The organism is Sorangium sp. So ce693 (assembly GCF_051521375.1).
In the GTDB taxonomy this organism is placed as follows: domain Bacteria; phylum Myxococcota_A; class Polyangia; order Polyangiales; family Polyangiaceae; genus Sorangium; species Sorangium atrum.
Window position 1 is genome coordinate 1,225,472 of sequence record NZ_CP150347.1, and the last position, 12,661, is coordinate 1,238,132.

A 12,661-nucleotide genomic window follows, 5' to 3' on the forward strand; every position below is an offset into this window, starting at 1 on the left:
GCCGCGGCGCCGGCGTGGTCGTGCGTGGTCGTGAGAACGCGCTCCCTCGCCTCACTCCGCCCCGTCCGCTTGCCGCGCGGGCAGCCACATGCGCACCGTCGTGCCCTCGCCCAGCGCGCTCTCGATACGGATGCTGCCGTGGTGCTCCTCGATGAACCGGTGCGTCAGCGACAGCCCGAGCCCGGTCCCTTGCCCGGGCGGCTTCGTCGTGAAGAACGGCTCGAAGATGCGGCTCAGGTCCTCGGCGCGGATGCCGCAGCCGTGGTCGTGCACGTCGATCTCGACGCCGTGGATGTCGCCGCGCGGGAGCGGGCGAGCCTCGACCACCACGGCGCTGCCGTGCGGGCTGGCGTCGAGCGCATTGCCTATCACGTTGAGCAAGGCGGACTCGAGCTGCGATGCGTTGACGAGCACCTCGGGCAGCGCCGATGTGGTGCTGTCCGCCTCGAGGTGGACCCTGCGCTCGCGCGCCCGCGGCGCGGACAGGTCGACCGCGCGGCGGAGCGCCGCGCGCACGTCGCACGGCTCCCGGCCGATCGGCTTGCCGCGCGCGTACTCGAGCAGCGCCGTCACGAGATCCGAGCACCGGTTCGCCTGCCGCTCGATGGTGCCGAGCGCCTTCAGGATCGTGGCCTCGTCCGGCAGCCCGTGGCCCTTCCGGTGCCGCCTGAGCAGCAGCTGGGCGTTCATCAGGATGGCCGACACCGGGTTGTTCATCTCGTGAGACAGCCCCGCCACAAGGGTCCCTATCGCCGCCATCTTGCCCGCCTGGAGGAGCTCCTGCTGCGTCTCCGAGAGCCGCTCCAGCGCCGCGGCGAGCTCGCGGTTCTTCGCTGCGAGCTCCAGATAGGCGCGGTGCAGCCGCTCCGCGGCGCGGACTCGCGCCCTGAGCTCCAGGGGGTCGAACGGCTTGCTCATGTACTCGTCGGCGCCGACGTCGAGCCCCCCCACGGCCTCGGCGCCGCTCGCCCTGGCCGTCAAGAGGAGGACCGGGATGTCCCGGAGCGCGGGATCCCCCTTGAGCCGCCTGACCAGCTCGAATCCGTCCATCTCCGGCATCATCACGTCCGAGACGATGACATCGGGCCGCTTCGCCGCGATCGACTCGAGCGCTTCCCGGCCGTTCGTCGCCAGGACGATCTCGTGTCCGGCCGACAGGATGTCTGCCAGGTAAGATCTCATGTCCGGGTTGTCTTCCACCACGAGCACGCGCGGCCCCTCCGCGCCGTCGTCGCCGCGGGGCGCGCCTGCGGCGGGCAGCGGAGGCACCTCGAAGCCGCGGAGGTTGATCGACGACGGGGGGGGCTCGGAGGCGCCCGCGCCGTTGACCGACCTCGGCGGCTCCGGCGCGACGGGCGCCCGCCGCGCTGCCAGGAAATCCGCGGCGCGCGGGAGCCGCACGAAGAAGCGAGAGCCGACCCCGGGCTCGCTCTCCACGCCGACCGTGCCGCCCATGAGCTCCGTGAGCTCCTTGGCCAGCGACAGCCCGATCCCCGTCCCCTCGTGCTTTCGCGTCGCCGAGGCGTCGATCTGCTGAAACCGTTGAAAGAGCAGGTGTCTCCTGTCCTCCGGGATGCCAGGACCGGTGTCCTCGACCGAGAGCTCGAACAGGCCATCGAGCGCCCGCAGGTCGACGGTGACGCGCCCGCCAGGCGGGGTAAACTTCAGCGCGTTGCCCAGCAGGTTGAGCGCGATCTTCTCGAGCTTGCGCCGGTCGGCGGGGACCCTCCGCAGCTCGGGATCCAGGTGAATCGATAGATCGAGCCCACCGCGCGCCGCCGCCGGGCGAGCCTCCTCCACCATGTCCGACACCAGCTCTCCGACGTCGACGGCCTCCCAGTCGATCTGCATCTTGCCAGCCTCGATCTTCTGGTGATCGAGGACATCGTCGACCAGCCGGCGGAGCCGCCGCCCGCTGCGCTGGACGAGCTCGAGGTCGGCCCGCACCCGCGGCGAGAGCGGTTCGTCCCGGTTGGACAGGAGCGACTCGAGCGGTCCCAGGATGAGGGAGAGCGGCGTCCGGAGCTCGTGGCTCATCACCGTGAGGAACTCTCCCTTGGCGCAGGCGGCGGCGTCCGCCGCCTCCTTGGCCTTCTGGAGCTCTATCTCCATCCGTTTGCGCTCGGTGATGTCCGCGTAGATCCCGAGGATCCCCGTCACATCGCCCCGTTCGTCGCGGATGGGCACCTTGCTTGTGAGCAGGAACCGCTGCTCGCCGTCCGGGCGGAGCAGCGGCTCCTCGACGTCGAGCATCGGGGTGCCGCCCTCCATGACCTCCCGGTCGATGCGCACGAAGCACTCCGCGTTCTTGCTGCCCCACACGTCGAAATCGGTCTTGCCGACGAGGTTCTCCAGCACCTTCGTGTTGGTGTCGTTGAGGAAGTTCTGATTTCCCCCGAGAAACCGTCCATGACGGTCTTTCCAGAAGATGGCGTGGGGGACGTTGGCGATGACGTACTTGAGCACCGCCTGCTGCTGGTCGACGGGCTGCGGCGTCCATTCCTGCGCGGCGGTGCCAGTCGGGGCCTCGTCCGGCGGCGCCACACGGGGCGTCCTCGCGCGTGCTTCGCGCGTCCGACGGGCCGCGAGGAGCCTGCTCATCTTGGCGGAGAGGCGGTAGAGACGTCTCATCGTCGTATCGTCACAGGAGCATAAGGCGAGCGCGGGCGACATCAAACCTGCTGGGCACGGGAACGCCGCAGCAGAGCACGCACGGCCGTGAAAAATGACACCCGAGCAGGCTGGCGCGTCGGATCCGCCGCTCACCTCGCCGCCGGGCGCTGTGGTAGCGCCTGGTGTCGGTCCCGTCGAGCCCTCCCGGCGGCGCCGGCCTGCGCACGTCGCCGCCCTCGTCCCACCCGCCCTGAGCCGGCGCCCGCGCACGGCGGCGACGGGTCCTCTCCGTCAACCTCGATGGGGTCTCTCTGACGCTCCGGACGGGCCTTCGTCTCCTCGAGCGCGTGGGGGATCGATGCGGAGGGGTGAGCGCCGCGCTGCGGCGCGTGTGACAGACACGAAACAAAGGCGCGGTGCGTCACGAGGGCGCGTCAGGCCCGCAGGAACCGGGGGAAAGCGCTTTCATCGCCGGGTGAACGGGTCCGGCGCGCCGTTGCGCCGTGACCGAACCATTACCGCAGGCCGCTCACGACGGGTGTTATAGAGGCCGTGCTTGTCATTAGGAGGCAGCTCAGCATGATTGAGGATCCGCAGGTCATCCGCAGCGCCGGCCTCCAGCCGATCGGCATCTGGCGCAGCGGGCCCTGGCTCCCCGCGTTCACATCGACAGACTTGCGGGAGGCCGTCTCCTGCGTGCGAGAGCCGGTGCACGTGGTGCGTGAGACGCCGGATGGCCGCGTCGGCGTGTCCCGGGGCGGCGCTGTCCTCCGCGAGGATCAGGTCAATGGGGTCCCCACGTTCCCGCTCCTCGGCACGCTGCCCGCCCTGTACCCGGAGTGGCTCGGAGACCGCTCGTTCGTCGAGGTCCACGGCCTGCGCTTCCCCTACGTGGCGGGCGCGATGGCGAACGGCATCCACACGACGCGGCTCACGATCGCGATGGCCAGGGCAGGCATGATGGGGTTCTTCGGCGCCGCAGGCCTCGGGCTGCACCGGATCGAGCAGGCGATCGACGAGATCTCCGCGGCGCTCGGCGCGGACGGCCCCACCTGGGGGTGCAACCTCATCCACGCTCCGAACCAGCCCAGGCTGGAGAGCGACACGGTGGAGCTCTACCTGAAGAGGGGAGTCCGGCGGGCCGAGGCGGCCGCCTACATGGGCCTGAACCCGATGGTCGTGCGGTTCGCCTACAGCGGCGTCAAGCGCTTGCCCGACGGCCGCGTCGACCGGAAGAACCACCTGTTCGCGAAGATCTCGCGCCCGGAGGTCGCCGCGCGCTTCCTGTCGCCCGCGCCGGCCGAGATCCTCGATACCTGCGTTCGCAACGGGTGGCTCACCCGCGACGAGGCGGAGCTCGCGCGGAGCCTGCCGGTCGCCGAGGACATCACCGTGGAAGCGGACTCCGGCGGTCACACCGACAACCAGCCCCTCGTCGCGCTGTTCCCGGTGATCCTCGGCGTCCGCGACGAGCTCGCGGCGAAGTACGGGTATCACCGGCCGATCCGCGTCGGCGCCGCCGGCGGCCTCTCCACGCCGGAGTCGATCGCCGCCGCGTTCGCGCTCGGGGCCGCGTACGTGCTCACGGGCTCGGTCAACCAGTCGTGCATCGAGTCGGGCCTGTCCGACGAGGGCAAGAAGATGCTGGCCCAGGCCGATCTCCCGGACGTTGTGATGACGCCGGCCGCCGACATGTTCGAGCTCGGCGTGCAGGTCCAGGTGCTCAAGCGCGGCACGATGTTCGGTGTCCGCGCGCAGCGGCTCTACGACCTCTACGTCGCCCACGACTCCATCGAGTTGCTGCCCACGGACGTGCGCGCGCGCATCGAGAGGGAGCTGTTCCAGATGTCGTGCGACGAGGTGTGGGCGGGCTGCGAGCGGTTCTTCACGGAGCGCGACCCGGCGGAGCTCGAGCGCGCCGCGCGCGAGCCGAAGCACAAGATGGCGCTGATCTTCCGCTGGTATCTCGGCATGTCCAGCAAGTGGGCGATCGCCGGGGACCCGAAGCGCCGCGCCGATTACCAGATCTGGTGCGGCCCGGCCATGGGCGCGTTCAACCGCTGGGTCAAGGGGTCGTTCCTCGAGGACCCGGCGCGCCGCACGGCGGTCCAGGTCGCGCGCAACCTGCTCGAGGGCGCGGCCGTCGTCACGCGCGCGCAGCAGCTCCGGACGTACGGCGTCCCCGTGCCGAGCGCCGCATTCCACTTCACTCCTCGCCCGCTCGCCTGAGCGCCTGATCATCTGCCGAGGTCCTCATGCACCCTTCGTCTTCGCGTATCCCGTCCATCGCCGTCGTCGGCGTGAGCGCCATCTTCCCCGGCTCGCTCGACGCGCACGGCTTCTGGCGTGACATCCTGTCCGGGACAGACCTCATCACGGATGTCCCGAGCACCCACTGGCTGGTCGAGGACTACTATGATCCCGACCCGTCCGCCCCGGACAAGACGTATGCGAAGCGCGGCGCCTTTCTCAAGGACGTGCCGTTCGATCCGCTCGAGTGGGGCGTCCCGCCCTCGATCGTGCCGGCGACGGACACGACGCAGCTGCTCGCGCTGATCGTGGCGAAGCGGGTCCTGGAGGACGCGGCGCAGGGGCAGTTCGAGGCGATGAACCGCGAGCGGATGAGCGTGATCCTCGGCGTCACCTCCGCGCAGGAGCTGCTCGCGTCGATGGTGAGCCGGATCCAGCGGCCGGTGTGGGCGAAGGCGCTCCGGGACCTCGGGTATCCGGAGGACGAGGTGAAGCGCGCCTGCGACAAGATCGCAGGCAACTACGTGCCGTGGCAGGAGTCGAGCTTTCCGGGCCTGCTCGGGAACGTGGTGGCCGGGCGCATCGCGAACCGGCTCGACCTCGGCGGGACGAACTGCGTGACCGACGCGGCGTGCGCGTCGTCGCTGTCGGCGATGTCGATGGCGATCAACGAGCTGGCGCTCGGGCAGTCCGATCTCGTGATCGCGGGCGGCTGCGACACGATGAACGACGCGTTCATGTACATATGCTTCAGCAAGACGCCCGCGCTGTCCAAGTCGGGCGACTGCAGGCCGTTCTCCGACAAGGCCGACGGGACGCTGCTCGGCGAGGGTATCGGGATGGTGGCGCTCAAGCGGCTCGACGACGCCGAGCGCGACGGGGACCGGGTCTACGCGGTGATCCGCGGGATCGGCTCGTCCTCGGACGGGCGGAGCAAGAGCGTGTACGCGCCGGTGCCGGAAGGGCAGGCGAAGGCGATCCGCCGGACGTACGCCGCCGCGGGGTACGGCCCCGAGACCGTGGAGCTGATGGAGGCGCACGGCACCGGGACGAAGGCCGGCGACGCGGCCGAGTTCGAGGGCCTGCGCGCGATGTTCGACGCGTCGGGGCGCGAAGACCGCCAGTGGTGCGCGCTCGGCAGCGTGAAGTCGCAGATCGGCCACACCAAGGCGGCGGCCGGCGCGGCCGGCCTGTTCAAGGCGATCATGGCGCTGCACCACAAGGTGCTCCCGCCGACCATCAAGGTCGACAAGCCGAACCCCAAGCTCGACATAGAAAAGACCGCTTTCTATCTGAACACCCAGGCGCGGCCGTGGATCCGGCCGGGGGACCACCCGCGGCGGGCGTCGGTGAGCTCGTTCGGCTTCGGCGGCTCGAACTTCCACGTGGCGCTGGAGGAGTACACGGGCCCGGCGCCGAAGGCGTGGCGGGTGCGGGCCCTGCCGGCGGAGCTCTTCCTCCTGTCGGCGGACACGCCGGCGGCGCTCGCGGATCGCGCGCGGGCGCTGGCGAAGGAGGCGGAGGTGCCGGAGATCCTGCGCTTCCTGGCGCGGGAGTCGGTGCTCTCGTTCGACGCGTCGAGGCCGGCGCGGCTCGGGCTGTGCGCGACGGACGAGGCGGATCTCAGGAAGAAGCTCGAGCAGGTCGCGGCGCACCTCGCGGCGAGGCCGGAGCAGGCGCTCTCGGCGCCGCTCGTGCACTGCGCGAGCGGGGAGGCGCCGGGGCGGGTGGCGTTCCTGTTCCCGGGGCAGGGGAGCCAGTACGTCGGGATGGGCGCGGACGCGCTCATGACGTTCGACCCGGCCCGCGCGGCCTGGGACGCGGCGGCGGGCGTATCGATCGCGGACGCGCCGCTGCACGAGGTGGTGTTCCCGCGGCCGGTGTTCTCGGACGAGGACCGGGCGGCGCAGGAGGCGCGGCTCCGCGAGACGCGGTGGGCGCAGCCGGCGATCGGCGCGACGAGCCTCTCGCACCTCGCGCTGCTCGCGGCGCTCGGGGTGCGGGCCGAGGCGTTCGCGGGCCACAGCTTCGGTGAGATCACGGCGCTGCACGCGGCCGGGGCGCTGTCCGCGGCGGACCTCCTGCGCGTGGCGCGGCGGCGCGGCGAGCTGATGGGCGCGGCGTCGTCGGAGCGGGGCGCGATGATCGCGGTCCCGCGGGGGATCGACGAGGTGCGGGCGCTGGGCCTCGGCGGCGTGGTGATCGCGAACCACAACGGCCCGAAGCAGGTGGTGCTGTCGGGCTCGGTCGCGGCGATCGAGGCCGCGGAGGAGCGGCTGAAGGGCGCCGGGATCCAGGCGCGGCGCCTCGACGTGGCCGCGGCGTTCCACTCGCCGCTCGTGGCGGAGGCGAGCGCGCCGCTCCGCGAGTTCCTGGCGGGCATCGCGGTCGAGGCGCCGGCGGCGCCCGTGTACAGCAACGCGGAGATCGAGCCGTACGCGGGCGGCGGCGACGCGGCGCGCGACCGGCTGGCGCGGCAGCTCGCGGAGCCTGTGCGGTTCGTGGAGGAGATCGAGCGGATGTACGCGGACGGCGTGCGCACGTTCGTCGAGGTCGGGCCGGGCTCGGTGTTGACGAACCTGGTCGGCGACATCCTGAGCGGTCGGCCGCACCGGGCGGTGGCGCTCGACCGCAAGGGCAAGCACGGCGTGACGAGCCTGCTCGAGGCGGTGGCGCGGCTCGCCGTGGCCGGGGTGCCGCTGGACACGCGGGTCCTCTGGGAAGGCTTCGCGGCGCCGAGCGATCCGCGGGCGCTGCCGAAGCCGAAGCTGGCGCTGCAGATCAACGGGAGCAACTACGGCAAGCCGTACCCGCCGCAGGGGGGCGCGAAGGCGCTGCCGGCGGCGAGCCCGCCGCGGGCGGCGCAGAAGCCGGCGCCGGAGGCGGCGCGGGCGGTGGCGAGCGCGCCGCGGCCGGTGGTGAGCGCGTCGCAGGCGGTGGTGAGCGCGTCGCGGCCGGCAGTGAGCGCGTCGCAGGCGGCAGTGAGCGCGTCGCAGGCGGCAGTGAGCGCGCCGCGGCCGGTGGTGAGCGCGTCGCAGGCGGCAGTGAGCGCGTCGCGGCCGGCAGTGAGCGCGTCCGCGCCTGGGGTGAGCGCGTCGCAGCCGGCGGTGGGCGCGTCCGCGCCTGGGGTGAGCGCGTCGCAGCCGGCGGTGAGCGCGTCCGCGCCTGCGCTGGCGAGCGTGTCGGCGCCTGTGGTGAGCGCGCCGCGGCCGGCAGTGAGCTCGCCGGCGCCTGTGGTGAGCGCGCCGCGGCCGGCAGTGAGCTCGCCGGCGCCGGTGGTGAGCGCGTCGCGGCCGGCGGCGAGCGCGTCGTGGCTGGCCGCGTACCAGGAGGCGCAGCGCGCGACGGCGGAAGCCCACAGCGTGTACCAGCGCACGATGGCGGAGAGCCACATCGCCTTCCTTCAGGCCGCCGAGGCGTCCTTCGCAGGGCTTGCCGCGCTGGCGACCGGTGCTCCGTATCCCGTCGCTGCGACGACGGTGTCCGAGGTACGGCCTTCGCCGGTTCTCCTCGCTCCGGTGCACGTGGGGCCTGTCTCGGAGGCGTCCGTACGGCCTGCAGCGGCGCCGGCCGCGCGCCCCGGTGAGGGCAGGAGCACCGTGACCCTGGACGGCCTGAACGGGGCAGGTGGGGAGCTCCACACGGCCGTCGCGCTGCCGGCGCAGGCGGCGCCTGCCTTGGCAGCGAAGGTGGCAGCTGCAGCGCCTGCCGTGACAGCAAAAGCGGCCATGGCGGCGCCAGCTGCGCCTGTGAAGGCGGCGGCCGCTGCGCCGGCGGTGGCAGTGTCCACGGCCGTCACGGCGCCTGCGGTCGCCGCGGCGACGCAGGCGGCGGTCGCCGCTGCGCCGCGTGTCGATATCGAGCGCTTGGTCCTCGACGTCGTCGCGGACAAGACGGGGTACCCCGTCTCCATGCTCGGGCTGCAGATGGAGCTGGAGAGCGATCTCGGCATCGACAGCATCAAGCGGGTGGAGATCCTGTCCTCGGTCCGTGACCGCACGCCCGGGCTGTCGGAGGTCGATGCCTCGGCGCTGGCGCAGCTGCGCACGCTGGGGCAGGTCGTCGACCACCTCCGCGCCTCGCTGCCGGCCGCCGGGCCGGCCGCCAGCGCCAGTCCCGCTGTCGCCGCGCCCGCCGCGAAGGCGTCTGCCGTCGCGGCGCCTGCTGCCGCTTCCGTCGGGGCGCCAGGCGCGGCCGAGGTGGAGCGGGTGGTGATGGCGGTCGTCGCGGAGACGACGGGCTATCCGGCGGAGATGCTCGGGCTGCAGATGGAGCTGGAGAGCGATCTCGGCATCGACAGCATCAAGCGGGTGGAGATCCTGTCGGCGGTCCGTGACCGGACGCCGGGGCTGTCGGAGGTCGACGCGTCGGCGCTGGCGCAGCTGCGCACGCTGGGGCAGGTCGTCGATCACCTCCGCGCCTCGCTGCCTGCCGCCAGCGCCAGCCCGGCAGCCGCCGCGCCCGCCGTCGCCACCGCGCCTGCCACCGCTTCCGCCGCGCCTTCCGGCGCGTCCGGCGCAGCGCCAGGCGCGGCCGAGGTGGAGCGAGTCGTGATGGCGGTCGTCGCGGAGACGACGGGCTACCCGGCGGAGATGCTCGGGCTGCAGATGGAGCTGGAGAGCGATCTCGGCATCGACAGCATCAAGCGGGTGGAGATCCTGTCGGCGGTCCGCGACCGGACGCCGGGGCTGTCGGAGGTCGACGCGTCGGCGCTGGCGCAGCTGCGCACGCTGGGGCAGGTCGTCGACCATCTCCGCGCTTCGCTGCCGGCCGCCAGCGCCAGCCCGGCTGTCGCCGCGTCCGCCGTGAAGGCGTCTGCCGTCGCGGCGCCTGCTGCCGCTTCCGGCGCGGCGCCAGGCGCGGCCGAGGTGGAGCGTGTGGTGATGGCGGTCGTCGCGGAGACGACGGGCTACCCGGCGGAGATCCTCGGGCTGCAGATGGAGCTGGAGAGCGACCTCGGCATCGACAGCATCAAGCGGGTGGAGATCCTGTCGGCGGTCCGCGACCGGACGCCGGGGCTGTCGGAGGTCGACGCCTCGGCGCTGGCGCAGCTGCGCACGCTGGGGCAGGTCGTCGACCACCTCCGCGCCTCGCTGCCGGCCGCCAGCGCCAGCCCGGCAGTCGTCGCGCCCGCCGCCGCCACGGTGCCTGCCATCGCGGCGCCCGCCGCTGCTTCCGCATCGGCGCCCGCGGCGGCCGAGGTGGAGCGTGTGGTGATGGCGGTCGTCGCGGAGACGACGGGCTACCCGGCGGAGATGCTCGGGCTGCAGATGGAGCTGGAGAGCGACCTCGGCATCGACAGCATCAAGCGGGTGGAGATCCTGTCGGCGGTCCGCGACCGGACACCCGGCCTCGCGGAGGTCGACGCCTCGGCGCTGGCGCAGCTGCGCACGCTGGGGCAGGTCGTCGACCACCTCCGCGCGAGCCTCGGTTCCGCCGCTGTCGCCGCCGGCGCTGCCCCGGCGGAGCCCGCCGAGGAGCCGGCCTCCGCGCCCCTCGGCCGGTGGACGCTCGTCGAGGAGCCGGTGCCCGCGGCCGGCCTCGCGATGCCGGGCCTCTTCGACGCAGGCACCATCGTGGTCACCGGCCACGACGCGATCGGCCCCGCGCTCGTCGCGGCCCTCGCGGCGCGCGGGATCGCCGCCGAGTACGCCCCCGCCGTGCCCCGCGGCGCGCGCGGCGCCGTGTTCCTCGGCGGCCTGCGCGAGCTGGCCACGGCCGACGAGGCGCTCGCCGTCCACCGCGAGGCGTTCCTCGCTGCCCAGGCGATCGCGGCGAAGCCGGCCCTGTTCGTCACGGTCCAGGACACCGGCGGCGACTTCGGCATCGCGGGCTCGGACCGCGCCTGGGTCGGCGGGCTGCCGGGCCTCGTGAAGACCGCGGCGCTGGAGTGGGCCGAGGCGTCCTGCCGCGCGATCGACCTCGAGCGCGGCGGCCGCCCCGCCGCCGAGCTCGCGGAGGCCATCGCCTCGGAGCTCCTGTCCGGCGGCGTCGAGCTCGAGATCGGCCTGCGCGCGGACGGCCGGCGCACCGCGCCGCGCAGCGTCCGGCAGGACGCGCAGCCCGGGCCGCTCCCCCTCGGGCCGTCCGACGTGGTCGTGGCGAGCGGCGGCGCCCGCGGCGTCACCGCGGCGACGCTGATCGCGCTCGCCAGGGCCAGCCGCGCGCGGTTCGCGCTGCTCGGCCGCACCGCGCTCGAGGACGAGCCGGCTGCGTGCCGCGGCGTCGAGGGCGAGGCCGCGCTCAAGGCGGCGCTCGTCAAGGCGGCGACCTCCGAGGGCCAGCGGGTGACCCCGGCGGAGATCGGCAAGAGCGTCGCGAAGATCCTCGCGAACCGCGAGGTCCGCGCGACGCTCGACGCGATCCGCGCCGCCGGCGGCGAGGCCCTCTACGTCCCGGCCGACGTGAACGACGCGCGGGCGGTGGCCGCGGCGCTCGACGGCGTGCGCCGCGCCCTCGGCCCCGTCACGGCGATCGTCCACGGCGCGGGCGTGCTCGCCGACAAGCTCGTCGCCGAGAAGACGGTCGAGCAGTTCGAGCGCGTGTTCAGCACGAAGGTCGACGGCCTCCGGGCCCTGCTCGGCGCGACCGCGAGCGACCCGCTCAAGGCGATCGTCCTCTTCAGCTCGATCGCCGCGCGCGGCGGCAACAAGGGGCAGTGCGACTACGCGATGGCGAACGAGGTCCTGAACAAGGTCGCGGCCGCCGAGGCAACCCGCCGCCCCGGCTGCCGGGTGAAGTCGCTCGGCTGGGGCCCCTGGCAAGGCGGCATGGTGAACGCGGCGCTCGAGGCCCACTTCGCGCAGCTCGGCGTGCCGCTCATCCCGCTCGCCGCGGGCGCGAAGATGCTCCTCGACGAGCTGTGCGACGCCTCAGGCGATCGCGGCGCGCGCGGGCAAGGCGGCGCCCCGCCCGGCGCGGTCGAGCTCGTGCTCGGCGCGGAGCCGAAGGCGCTCGCGGCCCAGGGCCACGGCGGCCGGGTCGCGCTGGCCGTCCGCGCGGACCGCGCGACGCACCCCTACCTCGGCGATCACGCCATCAACGGCGTCCCCGTGGTGCCGGTGGTGATCGCGCTCGAGTGGTTCGCCCGCGCCGCGCGCGCGTGCCGGCCGGATCTCGTCGTGACCGAGCTCCGGGACGTGCGGGTCCTGCGCGGGATCAAGCTCGCCGCGTACGAGTCCGGCGGCGAGGTGTTCCGCGTCGACTGCCGCGAGGTGAGCAACGGCCACGGCGCGGTGCTCGCGGCGGAGCTGCGCGGGCCGCAGGGGGCGCTGCACTACGCGGCGACCATCCAGATGCAGCCGCCCGAGGGGCGCGTGGCCCCGAAGGGCCCGGCCGCGCCGGAGCTCGGCCCGTGGCCCTCCGGCGGCGAGCTGTACGACGGCCGCACGCTCTTCCACGGCCGCGACTTCCAGGTGATCCGGCGGCTCGACGGCGTGAGCCGCGACGGGATCGCGGGGACGGTCGTGGGCCTCCGCGAGGCCGGCTGGGTGGCCCAGCCGTGGAAGACCGATCCGGCGGCGCTCGACGGCGGGCTGCAGCTCGCGACGCTGTGGACGCAGCACGTGCTCGGCGGCGCGGCGCTCCCGATGTCCGTGGGCGCGCTGCACACCTTCGCCGAGGGGCCGTCCGACGGCCCGCTGCGCGCGGTGGTGCGCGGGCAGATCGTGGCCCGCGATCGCACGAAGGCCGACATCGCGTTCGTCGACGACCGCGGCTCGCTCGTCGCGGAGCTGCGCGACGTGCAGTACGTCCTGCGCCCCGACACGGCGCGCGGGCAGGCGTGATCGAGGCCAGC

At 73.6% G+C, this 12,661-nt stretch carries 3 protein-coding genes; 2 read left to right on the forward strand and 1 reads right to left on the reverse strand.

Going from position 1 to position 12,661, the window contains the following annotated elements:
- Positions 1–51 precede the first annotated feature (51 nt).
- Positions 52–2,631: an ATP-binding protein gene (locus WMF14_RS04640; protein ID WP_437798993.1), complete on the reverse strand. Its 2,580-nt coding sequence runs from the start codon at positions 2,629–2,631 to the stop codon at positions 52–54.
- 561 nt (positions 2,632–3,192) lie between these two features.
- Here WMF14_RS04640 and WMF14_RS04645 point away from each other — a divergent pair.
- The gene (locus WMF14_RS04645; protein WP_437798994.1) at positions 3,193–4,842 is read left to right on the forward strand and encodes a PfaD family polyunsaturated fatty acid/polyketide biosynthesis protein; all 1,650 of its coding nucleotides are present in this window, start codon (positions 3,193–3,195) and stop codon (positions 4,840–4,842) included.
- Positions 4,843–4,868: 26 nt separating this feature from the next.
- Positions 4,869–12,650, forward strand: coding sequence for an SDR family NAD(P)-dependent oxidoreductase (locus WMF14_RS04650; protein ID WP_437798995.1), 7,782 nt, complete (start codon positions 4,869–4,871; stop codon positions 12,648–12,650).
- Positions 12,651–12,661 lie beyond the last annotated feature (11 nt).